7 protein-coding genes are annotated in these 17,519 nt (G+C 54.3%); 1 reads left to right on the top strand and 6 read right to left on the bottom strand.

Translation table 11 applies throughout. The features are described from left to right. Positions 1-170 precede the first annotated feature (170 nt). On the top strand, positions 171-10,022 hold the full coding sequence (locus BN2762_RS26535) for an immunoglobulin-like domain-containing protein (RefSeq protein ID WP_055107662.1): 9,852 nt from the start codon (positions 171-173) through the stop codon (positions 10,020-10,022). Positions 10,023-10,103: 81 nt separating this feature from the next. On the opposite strand, the gene metG is transcribed toward BN2762_RS26535, so the two are convergent. The 6 genes from metG to nagZ all read right to left on the bottom strand — a co-directional run bounded on the left by metG (position 10,104) and on the right by nagZ (position 17,504). After that, the gene (metG, locus tag BN2762_RS14555; RefSeq protein ID WP_055107661.1) at positions 10,104-12,077 is read right to left on the bottom strand and encodes a methionine--tRNA ligase; all 1,974 of its coding nucleotides are present in this window, start codon (positions 12,075-12,077) and stop codon (positions 10,104-10,106) included. A gap of 138 nt (positions 12,078-12,215) precedes the next feature. Continuing rightward, on the bottom strand, positions 12,216-12,413 hold the full coding sequence (locus BN2762_RS14550) for a hypothetical protein (protein WP_055107660.1): 198 nt from the start codon (positions 12,411-12,413) through the stop codon (positions 12,216-12,218). 118 nt (positions 12,414-12,531) lie between these two features. Then, a complete protein-coding gene (yidD, locus tag BN2762_RS14545; protein WP_055107659.1) occupies positions 12,532-12,804 on the bottom strand; it encodes a membrane protein insertion efficiency factor YidD in 273 nt (90 codons plus the stop codon). A gap of 2 nt (positions 12,805-12,806) precedes the next feature. Beyond that, the gene (locus tag BN2762_RS14540; protein ID WP_055107658.1) at positions 12,807-13,262 is read right to left on the bottom strand and encodes a Fur family transcriptional regulator; all 456 of its coding nucleotides are present in this window, start codon (positions 13,260-13,262) and stop codon (positions 12,807-12,809) included. A gap of 171 nt (positions 13,263-13,433) precedes the next feature. Further along, entirely contained in the window at positions 13,434-15,683 is a 2,250-nt protein-coding gene (locus tag BN2762_RS14535) for a copper amine oxidase N-terminal domain-containing protein (protein ID WP_055107657.1), read from the bottom strand. Between the two features lie 192 nt (positions 15,684-15,875). Beyond that, positions 15,876-17,504, bottom strand: a complete 1,629-nt coding sequence (nagZ, locus tag BN2762_RS14530; protein WP_407668408.1) for a beta-N-acetylhexosaminidase — start codon at positions 17,502-17,504, stop codon at positions 15,876-15,878. Positions 17,505-17,519: the final 15 nt, after the last annotated feature.

Genomic DNA, 17,519 nt, shown 5'->3' with positions numbered 1-17,519 from the left:
TATCCAGCGATGAGAGGAGGCGTGCATCCGAGGAAAAATGACAAATGATACGGGGCGATCCGCCTGGAAGATTGAATCCAGCCTTCATGACAAGGATTTTTGATAGCGGTTTCATCACAGTGCCTCGCTACTATTTTCGGCTGAAAGTTTATCCAAAGGAGGATATATGAATGAGCAGAAAACGTACCGTCAGAAATAGGATATGCTCCATTGCTATGACCGCGATGCTGTTGTTTGGTTTGTTTCCCCCATTCGGTCTTTCCGTCATATCCGCTGATAGCGTATATACCGTTCACGCGGCCGCCTACATGGGGGCCAAGACAACCGCAGAAACTACTTTGCCTGACAGCATGGAAATGAATGGCCAGATCTCGCCTGTCACCTGGCATATCGGCGAGGATACCTTTGCCGTGCCTTATGATACGGTGACCATTACCGGTACGGCGGAAGGCAGAACGGTCATGGCTAATGTGGAAGTTATTCCGCCCTCTAGCCATCCCTTGGTTTATTTTGTGGATAGCGGCCGGGGCGGCGATTCCGTTGGCAACGGCCCGACTGCCTCGCCGCTGTATGAAGCGGTCAAAGAGCTGACCGGCGAACATTTGCTTAACCAAACGCCGGATCAGAAGTATGTCGGCGGAACTAACGACTGGGGGTTCAACGATTCTACACACAAGGTGAAAAACTCCAAAGACGGAGGACATACGGACCCCGCTGCGGATCCCTCAAAATGGGTTGTCGGACTGCGTGCTGCCAACGATCATATCATTTACCAGCTCAAAGCCCTTGAAGCCGGAACCTATACGCTCAGCAGCGGCTTTCACGATTGGTACGGCAGCCGCTCCCGCGTCATAAGACCCAGCATTGAGTATCGGGATATTAACGGCGGTACCGAGACCATCCATCTTGACCAGTTCAATACCAATGCGACCCGGTTCATTTCGAGCGAATTTACCATTCCCGCAGATATTGACACCAGCGTTCCCATGACGTTGACCTACGCTTACGTGTCCGGCGAAAAGCCGATCCTGAGCTGGTTCGCCGTTGCCCAGGGCGGGATCAAAGGATTGATCGAGGACGCCCGGCAAGAAGCCGCCTCCGCGGTCAAGGTCCTGCTGGACGGCAACGATATCAAAGCCGGCAATGTCAACGGCCTCACGTTCAAGGGTTTTGGCGTACTGAGCGCCAACAGCACCAGTGCGCTGCTGATGGATTATAAGGCCGAGCATCCCGAGGCTTACGCAGAATTGCTCCAGATTCTGTTCGGCGGAGAAAATCCTATCATGACGCATGTGAAAATCGAAATGGGCAACGACCGCAACAACTCCACCGGCCCAGATCCGGCCACAATGCGTACGGCCGATGAAAAGGCCAACGTTGCCCGGCATCCCGGGTTCCAGCTTGCCGCCGACGCTAAGGCGGTCAACCCGGATCTCAAAGTGAGCATTCTGCGCTGGAGCGCTCCCGCCTGGGCGGACAGCAACGATAAAATTTACACTTGGTATAAAAACACCATTCTGGCCGCTTATCGCGAGTACGGCTATATGGTCGATTACGTCAATCCCCATATTAACGAGCACGCCCCGGATTTGACGTGGACGAAACAATATGCCCAGCGGGTCAGAACGGATAATGAAGGCTTTGCGAACGAGGGAGAGAAAGCGCTTTATCACCGCATCGAGGTTGTTATTTCCGATGAAGTCGGGATCGGCTCCTTCGGCGGCAGCATGGTGAGCGACGCTTCCCTGCGGGACGCGGTGGCGGTCGCCGCCTACCATTACAACACCGATGACGACAGTGCGGGCAATTTCAAACGGCTCGCGGAGCAATTCGACATTGAGGTTTGGAACAGCGAGGCGCAGGCCACCTTCAGCAACTCGTCCTTCCGCCCCAACAACAACACGAAGGATCCTGCAGTGGCGGGCACCGGCATAGGCGGTACAGGCAGCGCCCTGGAAATGGGCAACACCATTATCAAAGGGTTTGTCAATTCCCGCCGGACGCATTTTGTTTATCAGCCGGCCATCGGCTCCTTCTATGAAGGCGGACAATATTCCTTCAAAGAATTGGTCAGCGCGCGCGACCCGTGGTCGGGCTGGATACACTATGACGCTGGCCTTCTCGTCCTGCGGCACTTCAGCTGGTTTGCGAAGGCTGGCTGGGAGAACGACAACAATAACGAGGGGATCTGGAGAGCGGTTCCGCAAGCCAGCTACACCGGCGCGACAGGTACGAATCCCGTCAGCGGCCGCAACGGCACCCCGAGTTACATGACGCTCGCGGCTCCGGACAAAAGCGATTTTTCAACCGTAGTCGTGAATGACAGCGAGTACGAGCGGGTTTACAAGCTTCAGACGGTGAATATGGGCTACACGGGCTCTCCTTCCTTGGAAGTATGGGAAACCCGCGCAGCTGACGAGGGAGAAGCCTTCAACAGCAATTATATGAAGTTCCTCGGAAAGATTTCCGCCGATCGCGGCGGCGTTTACACTGTGCGCGTTAAACCATATTCCATTGTGACTGTTACGACATTGGAAAATAACGGGGACGATGCATATCATACACCACTCCCCGTTGAGGGCGAGCGCAAGGTGCTTGACACCGATGCGGCAGGGTCGGTTCAAAATACCGAGGATCGTGTGTTGTATGCAGACGATTTTGACTATTCCGACAAAACGGTTCCAGTGATTGGAGCAAGCGGCCAAATTACGGGCTATCAAAGCTATATCGAATCGCGCGGCGGTGCTAAAGGCGCAATCCCCCGCTACACCCATGATCGCAATGGCGCGTTTGAGGCGTATCTGGACGAGCAAACCGGAAACTACGTTCTGCGCCAGCAGTTGGACCGAGGGCTTATGGGACTTGGCGGTACGTGGAACAACGGCGAGCCCGTTACGGCCATCGGCGACTACCGATGGACCAACTATAAGGCTAGCGTCGACGTTTCGTTCGAAACGAACAATACGCAAGGCGGCGCAAATTACGCCGCGATTGGCGCCAGGTATCAGGGCGGCGGCAGCTCTCATTCGATCAACGGCACGCCTTATGTATTGAAATTTTGGTTCGACGGCGGCTGGCAGCTGCTGGTTGACGGCCGTTCCGTGGCGAACGGCAATGTCGTGAGCGGTTCCGGCGGTGTGAAGATCGATGGTTTTGACGCCGCTTATAACGCATGGCATAACCTTGCCATCCAAGTTGCGGGCAATCAAGTGACAGCCTACTTGGACGGGGTGGAGCTTGCCTCCTATACCGATCCGAATCCCAAGTTGTCCGGCCGGGTGGATCTTGGCAGCGGCTACTATCATGTCCGTTTTGACAATTTGCTGGTTGAAACGGTGGAAGGCTACGCGCCGTACTATGCCGAGGCGCTTGACGATCTTGAGATGCACGACCTGGCCCCCGTTCCCGCCCCTAAGCTGATTTACAGCGGTTCTTGGGCGCATGACAACGGCAAGGGCATGTTCCATTACCAAAGATCCCTTTCCACCAGCCAAGGCTCTGATGCCGCGCTGGAATACACGTTTGTAGGCACAGGACTGGATATTCTGGGACCCAACGACGGTTCGGCGAAGCTGGAAGTGACGGTGGACGGGCAGATCGTAGAGCCTTCGGCCGGTACGGCGGCTTCCAAAGAGTTGTACCAAACCTATACGCTTCGCGGGCTCGCATATGGCGAGCATACCGTTCGTCTCAAGGTGTTAAGCGGCACCTTGGTGGTGGACGCCGTGGCGGTTGTTTCCGGAGAAGTGAAAGGCGCTCCCGATACCTCTGCTCTCCAAGAGGCGGCAGCAGAGGCGCAAGGCATCAACAAGCTGGACGAATTCCGCGATATCGACTGGGAGCTTTTTGAGGCCGCGCGGAACGCTGCCCAGGAAGCTCTGGATAATCCTGTTTCCTACCGCTTGGATCAAGAGGGGGCCGAACAGCTCGCGGCGCGCCTAGTCTTTGCCAAGAACCAGTTGTTTACGGGCGATATTCGGGAGCTTAGCTCGCCTCATTATGCCGCCGTCTACGTCGGCGGGGTGCCAAATCTCCCCGAGAAAGTGGAGGCGACGCATGAAGACGGATCGAAATCGTTCGTAACCGTGAATTGGAATTTGGACGGCGTTCGTTTCGATACTGCCTATGATACGGTTACCGTAACCGGCACCTACGGAAGTGTTGAAACTGTTTGTTATGTGGAAGTCGTACCTGAAGACATTCTTTATTTCGTGGATCTTAACGCCACCGCAGATGGCTTGACGCCCGGACATGCGGCCGGCAATACATTAGGATATGATTCGCCTGCATACACTGCTGTCGAGGCGCTTGCAGCTGCGGCCGGCAATCCGCTTCTCAACGATGCTCCGGACCGGGTTTACGAATCTGCCATTGGTTGGGGACATGGGGGTTACAATGCTAGCGGCACGCCGTCCATATCTTACAAAGGGATTTCAAACGGCCCGTACAGCAAGCAAACCACGACGGGGATCTATACCGCCAATCAGAACGGAGCGGCCCTTACCTATGCATTCAACAATTTGCCTGCAGGCGAGCATACGCTAACGCTTGGTACTTACAGCTGGTGGCCCAGCCCCTCCCGAACCGAAGAGATTTACCTGGAGTACGACAATCAGAGCGTGCTTGTTGACACTATTACGCTTGACAACAATTCGTTTGACGAAGTACGAGGATACACCTTCTCCATGGCAGAAGCCGGCTCATTGACATTGAAGCTGAAGGCGGTGCAAAGCAACCAGTCGCCGATGCTGTCCTTTGTGGGGATTGCGCCGGTCAAAGACGTTGATAAATCCGCGCTGCAGGCGCTGTACGACGAGCATAGGAACAAAGAAAACGACAATTATACCGATCTAAGCTGGAACAACTTCCGGAATGCTCTTGCCGCAGCGGCGAGCGTGCTTGGGAACGAGGACGCGACGCAGGCTGAGGTTAACGATGCCTTGCAGGCATTAAGGGGCGCGGTAAAAGGCCTTGAGCGGAATGGGGATGCGACTCGCACAGCTGACATATACGCAACTTATGTAGATACGATTCCCCAGTTGCCGGGACGGATTCGTCTTGCGGACGCGGGTCCCGAGCATGAAATCATCGCATGGACGATAGACGGCAGCAACGAGATTTCAGTGAATGATTTCGACACGCCTTTTGAGACAGTCGCTGTTTATGGCAAATATATGGACGGCGTTGAGAAGCAATTCGCCGCGTATGTAGAGGTTGTGCCGCGTCATTTGAAATACTTTATCGATGCCGGCGCTGCGAATCCATATATCTACAATGCCGTTCAGAAATTGACGGGAAATGCATTGTTGAACGACTCGACCAATCAGGCCTACGGTTCCGGCTGGGGCTATATAGCGCTTAACAGCAGCGGAGCGGAGAAACCAATTATCCATAAGTCGGCCCAGCCTGATTTGGACAAAAATGCGACGGGAATTATGATTGACGGCAGCGATCCCTTGTCCACACTGTCCTATCAGCTCGATGGACTGGAAGGCGGAAAGAGCTACCGCTTTACATCATACCATCGTCTGTGGTGGAACAATGAAATGCCGATCAAAATTGCGATTGCGTATACGCTGAACGGTGAAACCGTCACCCATATTGTCAACCGTCTTCATTTGGATCACGCCGGACACTCCAAGCAGGTTACTTACAGTATCAATCTGCCGGAAGGCGCTTCGAACGTGAGATATGTCCTGACCAATGCTGGTTCGTATACGGCTGGCCCAGGCGCAGGCAAGACGAACCGGAACGCAGCAATCAGCTGGCTTGCCGTCGAGGAATTGGCCGAATCGGTAGCACCCGTAACCTACACTTCCATAGGCGGTGTGGCCGGCAAGAATACCGATGTCTGGTTTGACACCAACGCAGTTCCGATTCAGGCCCATGGCGGTCAGGTCATTTGGGTCGATCATGTTGCTTGGAACGGCAACGAGCCGTCTTATACGGCCGATCCGGCCAATGGCGATGGCGCATGGCTGTGGGTCGGCGAAGACAAGACATTTGGCGGCCGGCCAATTGGCGGAATCCACACCTACGTGTCGAAAGATTTATACAATTGGGTGGATATGGGCGTTGCGCTCTATCCTCACCGCGTGTTCCCTATGGAGAAAACCGGCGATGGGCAAGGGGTCCAAGTGAGCGAAACCCAGCTTGCGGCGCTGAAAGCCCGGGCTATGGGAACGCCCGGTGCAGGAATGAACGAACTGGGCGAGCCATTGAAGCAGTTCGATATCGATTATGCCCGTGATTTTCTGCAGGCCTATGTGGACAGAAGCCAACATCCCGGCTATAGCAGAGATAATGATGCAAGCTTCGACTACGTGACTGCAAGCTATGATGACGAAAGCTTAAGGCTTGCGTTCCACCGCACGTACGCTTATTACACGATTATGGAACGCCCGAAAATGCTCTATAACGACAAAACCAACAAGTACGTGATCGTGTATCACGCCGACGGGCCGACCGATGAGCGGATTATGGAACAGTTTGATACACTGCAGAATACGCCTGCAAAGGACACCGGCATTAGCCGGTACAGTCGCGCGCAAATGGGCTTTGCCGTCTCGGATTCTCCCTTTGGCCCGTTCAAGCTTGTCAATGCCCAGAAGATGAACTACATCGAGGGCTATTACGATAGCAACAAGGGCATGGCGCGCGATATGACCGTTTTCAAGGATGAAGACGGCAAGGCGTATGCTATTTATTCCAGTGAAGAAAACAAATATACGTATATCTCATTATTGAACGATGAGTATACGGCACCTGCCAAAGACGGTACCGAGGGTCTTAATGAGACGTTCACGGCTAGGGTTTTCTCTGATGCAAGCAGGGAAGCGCCGGCGGTCTTCAAGTATAACGGGTATTATTATTTTATTACTTCCGGCACCACCGGCTGGGATCCGAACCCGTCCATTGCTTATCGAGCCAACCACATCTTCGGCAATACGGCGGACGGAGGCATGACCTTTACGCAATATACGAAACTCGGGAATCCGTTCCCGAACGACAGCTCGAATACCTCTTATCGCACACAGCCGACAGCTGTCATTCCTTACGATCCTGAGAACGGCCTGTTCATTTACATGGGCGATCGTTGGATTCAAAAGGCGCTGGACACTTCAGGCTATGTATGGGTTCCGCTCCAATTGACGGCAAACGGCACGAAATTGGAAGGCCAGCCCCTGAGCGACTGGACCCTTGACGTGCTGGAGTCGTATGCTCCCCTGCAGGTATTGACGACCAGCGATAAAGCGTTCCGATTAGGAGAAGCCCTTCAAATGCCGAGTACATTGGATGTGAAGCGCGGCTCGGAGATCTATACGAACTTGCCTGTCGTTTGGGATGAAGACAGCCTCAATGAAGCAAGGTTGACGTTGGGGGCGACAACCGTGCAGGGGACGCTTGGAGGAGATTCGCCTCTGGCAGGCAGTACGATTGATTTTGAAGTAAAGGTGCTGCCTGACAATGTCTATTACTTTGCCGACAGCGGCAATACGAACAACTCGGCCATGTTCATGGCCTTGCACTCCGACAAGGCGTCTAATCCGAAAATGGCGGAGCTGCAGGCAGTGCCCGATCAAGTATATGAAGACGGCCTGACTTGGGGATACATGAATTCCGTTGCGGTTCCGGGCTATCGGGAAAATGCGAACGATCCTTATTTATCACACCGCCGTGCGGAAAATTCCGCTGTGGATTCGGTGGACTATGCCTTTGAGCTTCCAGCCGGAACTTACGACATTTTCGTCGGGTTCTATGATCCTTGGGGGTACACACGGAAAGCCAATATTACAGTCTCCAAGGACGGCGATCCCCTTGCAAATCTGAACGGTCATGTATATAAGCAAGAAAAGAGTATTGCGATGCTGGAAAAGGTTAAGGTGGATCAGGACGGAAGGATTCTGATTCAGACCGGACCGGGGACTACAGGTCCCAACACTGCAGTCATCGTTAGCTTTATTATCATTGCCGGAACGAGTAAGACGGAAGCGGATATGACGAGGCCGGTCATTACCTTGCTTGGCGAGCCGGTTGTCCATTTGCCTGTCGGCGCAGACTACACGGATGCAGGCGCGACGGCCTTGGACGATCGGGACGGCGACATTACGGATCGTATTGTCAGCACCGTGACTAGCAGCGTATACGGACTAACGGCAATCGACACATCGATTCCGGACGTATACACGATCCATTACAATGTGAGCGACGCCGCAGGCAATGCGGCCGACGAGGCGACAAGAACGGTTATCGTTTCGGAAGACGCCGATGCCGATGTGACGAAGCCGGTCCTTACCCTGTTAGGCGAACCGGTTGTTCGCTTGGCCGTTGGCGCTGATTATACGGATGCGGGGGCAACAGCGATGGACGATCGGGACGGCGACATTACGGATCGCATTGTCACCACCGTGACTAGCAGCGTATACGGACTAACGGCAATCGATACATCGATTCCGGACGTATACACGATCCATTACAATGTAAGCGATGCTGCGGGCAATGCGGCTGACGAAGCAACAAGAACGGTCATTGTATCGAAAGATGTCGAAGCCGATAAGACGAAGCCAGTTATTACCTTGCTGGGCGAACCGGTTGTTCGCTTGCCGGTCGGCGCAAGCTATACGGATGCGGGGGCGACGGCGATGGACGATCGGGACGGCGACATTACGGACCGCATCGTGATCACGGTGACCAGCAGCATGAACGGCGAAACAAAGCTCAATACATCGAAAGCGGGAACGTACACGTTCCGCTACAATGTAAGCGATGCAGCAGGCAATGCGGCTGACGAGGTGACAAGAACCGTAATCGTCTACAACAAGGATCGCGACGACGCGACAACGACTCCGTCATCGAGTACGCCAGTTGCGCCGTCGGAGCCAAAGAGTCCGCCGAAGCCTGAGGTTCCATCAACGACCCTGGTGCTTGACGCGGACGACTTGCAAGACGCAGTCGATGGTACGGTAATGGTCCGTATTTCGGAGAATCAAGATATCGTCATTCTTCCGGGCAATATTGCGGAAGTTCTCGGGGAGAATCGTCTCCGATTCGCGGGGCCGAATATGACCATCGAGTTCCCGGTCGAATCTCTGAAGAGCATCCAAGCGGCTGTACCTGGAGATGAAGCCGAAGAGGCGCGGATTCATTTCTCGATGCAGCTCGTTCCGAAGGATGAAGCCTCCCGGCTTGTTGGCAACTATGCCGCCAACCGTACGGCTCTGTTGACATCGGCAAGCAATATGTATGACTTTAACATGCAAGCCGTTGGCGCAGACGGAGCTTCCGTACCGGTAACCACCTTTGCCGAGCCATTCACGATTGCGTTTCAAGCTGATTCGAATACCGATCCCGATTTGCTGGGCATTTACTATATCGCAGAAGACGGATCCTTTAAGTACATGGGCGGAACATTGAGGGACGGCATCATAACTGTGAAGGTTCCTCTTTTAGGGAAATATACGGTTCTGGAATACAACAAGACGTTTGCCGATGTAGGTGAGCACCACTGGGCGAGGAAAGCCATTAAAAAAATGTCGGCGAGGCATATCATTGAAGGAGTCGACGACGCTCGTTTCGACCCGCAAGGGAACGTTACCCGAGCGCAGTTCGCAGCGATGCTGGCACGCGCGTTGGGGTTAACCGCCCCAGGCAGCATGACCTTTACAGACGTGGACCCCGATGTATGGTATGCCGAGGCAATCGCGAAGGCAAGCGGCGCCGGAATCGTGCATGGGCGCGATTTAAGCACGTTTGCACCGAATGACGCCATGACCCGGGAAGAAATGGCTGTTATGATCGTGCGTGCGTATAAGTATTTGCACGGCCCAGGCGGCGCAGAAGCAGCTGTGGTAAATCCAAGCTCGTTTAGCGATTACGATCGAATTCAAGCTTGGGCTCGGGACGCTGTGGAGGCCGCACAGGCATGGGAGCTCATCCGGGGACGCGGGAATAACCTGTTTGCCCCGAAAGAGCTGATGACAAGAGCGGAAAGCGTGCTAATAGTTTCTAAAATTCTAAAATAAAACGGAGTTCAAGAATAAAAATAGGCGAGTCGGCGCTATAAATGGCGCTGACTCGCCTTTCAATTTCTTCGATGCTGCTGCTTACTTAACGATCGCTCCGTTGGGCATCGACTCTGGAACGGTCGCCAGCGTCAGCTTATCCCCTTGGGAAGCCGCCAGGATCATGCCCTGCGACAGCTCGCCGCGCAGCTTGACGGGCTTCAGGTTGGTCACACAAATCACTTTGCAGCCTACCAGCTCCTCCGGCTTATAAAATTTCGCGATGCCGGAGACGACCTGGCGCTGCTCGTATCCAAGATCAAGCTGCAGCTTCAGCAGCTTATCCGCCTTCGGCACCGGCTCGCAGGCAATAACCTCGGCCACGCGCAGCTCCACCTTGGCAAATTCGTCGATGCCGATCTCTGGCTTCGGCTCCTGTCTAACGGCTTCAGCCTCTTGCGTTTTTGCAGGCTCTTCTGCGGCAGGCTCCGCTCCTGCAGACATCGAATCGACGATGTACAGGATCTCCTGCTCGGCATCGAGCCGGGGGAAGATCGGTTCGCCTTTGCCCAGTTTCGTTCCCGCCGGAATCAAGCCGAACGATTTGGCGCTTTCCCAAGAGGTCAGCTCACCCTGTTCAATGCCGAGCTGAGCCCAGATCTTCGTCGGAGCCTTTGTCAGGAACGGCTGCAGCAAGATGGAAGCGATCCGCAAGGATTCCGCCAAATGTACCATGACCGAAGCAAGCTCCTCCCGTTTCGCGTCGTCCTTGGCAAGCACCCATGGCTGCGTCTCATCGATGTACTTATTCGTCCGGCCAATGAAGGCGCTGATCGCGGACAAGGCCACGGAGAACTCCAGATTCTCCATGACTTCCTCGACCTTGCGAATCGTTTGCAGCGCCAGATCAGACAGCTCGGCATCGTACGGCGTAACGTTAGGACGATATGCCGGCAGCTCGCCGTCGAAATATTTCCCAATCATCGCTACCGTCCGATTCAACAGGTTGCCGAGATCATTGGCCAGATCAGAGTTGACGCGCTGTACGAAGCTCTCCGGCGTGAAAGAGCCGTCAGAGCCGAACGGAACCTCGCGAAGGAGGTAATAGCGCGTTGCATCCAGGCCATAACGGTCGATCAGCATGTTCGGATCTACGACATTCCCTTTGGACTTGGACATTTTGCCGCCCTTGGTCAGCAGCCAGCCGTGACCGAATACCTTTTTCGGCAGCGGCAGATCCAGCGCCATAAGCATGATCGGCCAATAGATCGTATGGAAGCGGACGATCTCCTTCCCAACGAGATGGACATCTGCCGGCCAGTAGCGGTCATAGAGCTCCGGATTGTCCGTACCATAGCCCAGCGCCGTAATATAATTGGACAAGGCGTCGATCCATACGTAGATGACATGCTTCGGATCTCCCTTGACCCGGATCCCCCAATCGAATGTCGTACGGGATACCGCCAAATCCTCCAGCCCCGGCTTGATGAAGTTGTTGATCATCTCATTCTTGCGGGATTCCGGCTGTATGAAGTCGGGATTCTCCTCATAATACTGCAGCAGGCGATCCGCATAGTGGCTCATGCGGAAGAAATAGCTCTCTTCCTTTACAAGCTCTACCGGGCGTCCGCAGTCCGGGCAATTGCCGTCCACGAGCTGACGCTCCGTGAAGAACGATTCGCACGGCGTACAGTACCAGCCCTCGTACTCTCCCTTATAAATATCGCCTTTCTTCAGCAGACGGTCGAAAATTTCCTCTACGACCGCTTTGTGGCGCGGCTCGGTCGTCCGAATGAAATCATCGTTGGAAATATCCAGCTTTCGCCACAATTCTTTGATGCCAACCACAATGTCGTCGACGAATTCCTGCGGAGTCTTGCCGCTCTCCTGGGCTTTGCGCTCGATCTTCTGCCCATGCTCGTCTGTACCGGTCAAATAGCGCACATCATAGCCCCGCAGGCGCTTGTAGCGCGCAATCGCGTCTCCGGCTACCGTCGTGTATGCGTGCCCGATATGCAGTTTGTCGCTCGGATAATAAATCGGCGTCGTAATGTAGAATGTTTTTTTCTCAGCCATCTTCCTCGTCCTCCTTCATATTCAACAGCAGCAGCGGCAGCGCAACAAAAAAACTCCCGCCCCCTATGGGGCGAGAGATTACTCACGCGTTACCACCCAAATTCCCCGCGTCTTCGCAGACAGCAGGCTCAGCCGGTCTTAACGACCCTCCGTTAACGCCGGATACCGCGCCGCTCCCTTACCGCCAGCCGCGAGGAGATCTCCCCGCCGCTTGAGGCTCGAAAGCAGTTCCTCCCGGACCATCTTCCAAAGCCGATTCAGACCGGTTTGCAGCTCCCCCGGCTCTCTGTCACAGAATCCCTCTTTGTACTTATCCGTTCGTCGGAAATATATCATGCATGATCAAGCTGCTCATGTGTTTATCTTCTATCTTAGAAAAAGACCTTCCCTCTGTCAAGCGCTCCTGTTAAGCCAATATCGGCCCCTCGGTCCTCTCCGGCTCCCCTTCCCAGCTTCATGACGGATCGTCTCCCAGCTGGCCCTCATGCTCCGGCGCAGCCGGCTTCTTCGGCGGTACAGGATCCACCCCGCCAGGATGGAACGGATGGCAGCGGGCAATCCGCTTGGCTGCAAGCCAGGAGCCCTTGACCGCGCCGTGCACCTCAATCGCTTCGAGAGCATAAGCCGAGCAGGTCGGATAGAACCTGCAGGTCGGCGGCTTCAAGGGTGAAATAAATTTCCGGTAGAACACTATCGGTCCTTTGACCGCTTTGCGAACAATGCCCATCTTCAGGACGTCCCGCTGCGCTGCGGCAAGCGCCCGCCGTTCAGCTCCGGTCGACAATCCTTGCAATAGCCGAACACTTCGAACTTATGCTTTACGACCTGGAATTGCTCGGGGGCGTCGGTCAGCGGCATTGGGCAGAAGTGGATCGGATACGTTCGTTCGCACTGCAGGCAAATCATATGATGATGATGATGCCCCTCGCTACAGCTGGCCCGGAATTTCAAGCCATCCTCAAACATCACCTGCTCCAGTACCCCGAGCTCCTCCATCACACGGAGGTTGCGGTACACGGTATCGAAGCTGAGGCCGCTGTATATTTTCTCCATATATTCATAAACGTCTTTCGGCGTTAAATATCCGTCACGCTCTGCGAACAGCTTGGCCAGCGTTCTTCGCTGATCCGTGATCCGCAGGCCCCGGGCGGACATGATCCCGATGATTTGCTCACTCGACAGCATGTGCATACCTCCCGTCTGAACTTGCGTTATGCATGCGTCTCTAATAATAATGCCCGAAAAAAACGGCAGCGTCAATGAAGCGCATTCCCATCCATCCTGTATGAAATCAAAAAAAGGCAGGCCAGTGAATTGCTCCCTCGGCCTGCCATGCAAGTATTATTAAGATCATAGCTAATGCTTGATTTCCGGTAACGGCTGGAACAGCAGGTTCACGGACAAGCTGCTGCCCGGAGCTGCGGTAAACAGCATCTCCACCATTTCCTCGCTATCGCCTGTCCGGTACAGCACGGCTGCCTCATGAGGAGCCCGCAAACCGCTCGTATCAGGTAGCTGGACGACCCGGCCGTTGACCATAATCACGCCGTCGTACTGTCCGCCGCGGGGGTTGAACGTAATCAGCGTCCGCGGTGCGACCCGGTACAGCTTGATCCGGTAAAGCACCCCGAAATTCCCCGCGTTCATTTGGTACGTCCCCGTCGGGCCGTCTGTGCCGACGAGATAAGGATCCTGCGAGTTGTCGCCGATCATCAGGCGGGAAGGCTTGAGACCCAGAAGATCGCCGTAATGAATGTTTCTTGTCGCATCATAATAGGTTCCCCGGTTGTGGTTATCCATAGGAAGCACCGACAAATTCTGCAGAGCTTGAATGGGGTCTCTGGTGGTTTGAAGCATAATGACGTGATATTGAATCGTTTGATCGCTGTACAAATCCGCAAACAGAGATACGACATCACCCTGCCTCATAATACTTGAGCTCAGCTCTGTGAAAATAACCTTGCTCTGCCCGGGAGCCAGCCATACATCCTTATATTTGCTGCCATACTGCATGGATTCAAAATAACGTTGAACCGACATTTTCCCGGAGGCCGTGGCATACTTTGTCGGTCCGCCCATTCCCAAGCCCGTTTGGGTCAAGCGTGCCGTCTCTGTTCCGCCGTTCGTAGCTACGACGTACATTTTGACGTTCTTCCTTGTTGCATTTACATGATGCAGCATGAATCGCGTGCTTCCAATCGCTGATTCCCGGTAGAGGATGCCCTCGGAATAGACGGTCTCCGGACTGTTGCTCCGAATCAGCGTAACGGGCTCGGTATCGTATTGATAAGGAACCTTATCCCAATTCGGAATCTTGGTGCCGTCAAATGAATATTTGCTGCCGACCGGAGTATAAATTTTGTAGAACTCATCCCTCGTATACAGCGTCTCATCCGTAATCGTAATCGTCTTCTCCACCGTGGATGACAATCCGTACTTATTCCTTACGGTTAAACGGATCGTCTTCGGCCCCGGCAGGAAAAAAGCCGGCTCATTGTTAAGCCACTCTCTGGATACGATCGCATTATTCTCGTCCGTACTATAATCCGTGTATGTAACGAGCTCGCCCATCTTATAAGTATCCTTGCTCGTGGTAAAGTCGGCGACCGGAGGCGTATGCGGCTTGTTCACCGTAACGGTCAGCCAGAACGTGTCGCTCCATTGGCCGCTGGAATCCTTGACGCGATAGCTGATGACGTACCGGCCCGGCGATTGGAAGATTTCCTCCCGCCCCTCCCACTGCTCTTCCACGATTGGCAGTCCTTTAGGAGAATACGCGTTAGGGATATATTGCACCAGGGTCTCCCCCGCAAAAATCTCCGGATTGCTGATGGTAAAAGAAGCAACTGGCTTCGTTGACAGGTTGAGAACGACTTTCTTCTCCTGCTGATTTACCGTGTAGGGGATGCCTAAAGCCTGCGTGATGGAGGTCAGCGGTACCATGAACACCCCGCTCGAGGAATACGAGGGACCTTTCATGGTTCTGACAGCTCCGTTTACCTTGTAGCTCTTGCTGTTCAGCTTGAAGCGCAGCTCGTCGCTGCCTCGCCGGATCACCGTCTCCTTGGTATTATTGTCGAAGGATAATTTCAACCCCGCCCGTTCCACGATCGCCCGTATGGAGATATAGGAGACTCCGTCCTTCACACTCATCGGGTGCGATGCTAGATAGAGCGTGCCGTCCTGATACATCTTATTGCTATTCATCATCAGAACCAATTGGCTGACATCGGCATCCGTATTGGTATCGGCGTCAGTATTGGTATTCGCATTGGAATTGCCACTGCTGCTGCCACTATCCGTCCCCGTCGCCACAAGCCCGCTGTGCTGGGAAATGCCCGCTGTGCTGCTGCCCGGCACCTCTGCCGAGCCGCCCGAAGGAACTTCGCCCTCACTTGCCGATCCGGTGCTTTCGACCTCCTGAATTCCTTGATTGATCATGTCCGTCCGAGCGTCCGGCAATTCGGTTAAGCCGGTCTGTCCCGCTGCGCTGTCCTCCGTACTTAGGATTCTTCCGGGTACGGTCTCAGCCGCACTAACAGGTAGAACCATGGTCACTAACGAAGCAATCGATACGGTGGTGAGGACCATTTTTTTCAAATTCATTGCTTGACTCCCTCTGCTCCCATTGAATAATACTGTCATTTGTACACTTAATATTTAACGCGAAAAAGAATGAAAAGTTTCTACTAAATTACGGATAGCAAAAACCGGTAAAATTCCGTCAACTAATACGGACTTTTACCGGTTTGTGTTAGGTAATTAGTACCATATTAAAATCATGCCGCTCTCAGGCTACTACAGGCCGTGTCCAATCGGAAACTGCGGATTGAGGCTTACCGGAAGCTTGCCCTGCGGGCGAAGCTGCCCGACAAGCACCTTGGCTAGCGCGTCAAGCGAGTACTGCCGATTCTCATAGAGGCACAAGTAGGTTCCGATTTCAGGAATAGAATTGATATCATATGGATTCCGCGTAGATACTACTATAATACTAGAACCATGTATTTCATTCAATCCCTGAATTAAGGAAACCTGGCCCTTAGGGATCTCTCCTTCCGCAGTATAAGTAAGCACAATGATTTGCTTGAAATTCCGGCTCTCCGCGATGACCTCCTGAATTTCGGAGCTGTCGGGAGAGGTGCCGACAACGGCCAGCTTCACTTGCTCCCTGTAAGACTTGAGCGCATCGGCGAGCGTATACTGATGCACGGACGGCTCATCGACCTCCGTCCGGCCGCGCAGCTCCGGCCAAACCACCAGCACAGGCTCCTTCTCAAGCAAAGGCAAGTTGCCGTTCTTATCGCTGACAAGCGTTACGCTGCGCTCGGCAATCTGCCGCAGCAGCGGCTCGCTCTCCTCTATAGGCATAAGCGGATTGCTGAACGGCTGCCCGGATGAGCAGTCCTGTGCCATGCCAAGGCGCCGCTGCTTCAAGGAGAGAATCCGTCTTACGGATTCATCGATCCGCTCCTCGGACAAGCGACCGCTCTGCACGGCAGCCCGTACCGTTTGAATGGCTTGCACCTGCTCCTTCAGCGTGTGGCTGACCAGGACGATATCCGCACCCGCCTCGATGGCGCGGACAGCGCCCTCGGCGATGCCGCAGCTTCTGGATATGGCATGCATCTCCAGGCAGTCGGTAATAATGACGCCTTCATAGCCAAGCTCAGTACGCAGCAGATCCGTCAGCACGCGCCGTGACAGCGTTGCTGGAATCGCCTCCGGCTCGAATGCCGGGAATATGACGTGCGCCGTCATAATCATGTCCACTCCAGCCTCGATCGCCTTGCGGAACGGCGGCAGCTCGACGCGGTACAGCCGCTCCCGGCTGTGCGGAACGCTGGCCAAGCCGCGATGCGAATCGACGGTCGTATCGCCATGCCCCGGGAAGTGCTTGGCCGTGGCGCTGACTCCCTGGTTCTGGTACCCTCTGATCGCAGCCGCGCCTTGCTCGGCCACCCGCAGCGAATCTTCGCCGAAGGAGCGCACGCCGATGACCGGATTAGCCGGATTATTATTGACATCCACACATGGCGCAAAGTTCAGATTGATGCCGAGGGCCGTTAGCTCCTTGGCTGCCAGCTCGGCAGCCGCTTCCGTCAGCGACAGATCATTCGCTGCACCCAGCGCCATATTGCCCTGTATCCGGCTCACGCCTTCATGATCCAGCCTCGCCACCATGCCGCCTTCCTGGTCCATGGAAATAAACAGCGGAATATCAGGTGTGCTGCGGGGCAGCTTCTGCAGATCCCGAGATAGCGCGGCCAGCTGCTCCACAGTGTCTATGTTCCTGCGGAAATAAATAATTCCTCCCAGGTGATGCTCTGCGATCAACGACTTAATTCCTTCGTCCACCCCGGTTCCGGGAAAACCGCAGATAAACATCTGCCCGATTTTTTGTTCTAGCGTTAATTTTGAAATTTCCAACCTTAAGCCACCTGC

The sequence above is a fragment of the Paenibacillus ihumii genome, from assembly GCF_001403875.1.
GTDB classification, from domain to species: domain Bacteria; phylum Bacillota; class Bacilli; order Paenibacillales; family Paenibacillaceae; genus Fontibacillus; species Fontibacillus ihumii.
The sequence above is the reverse complement of the archived record's forward strand: the minus strand, read 5'-3'. Positions and strand labels throughout refer to the sequence as shown.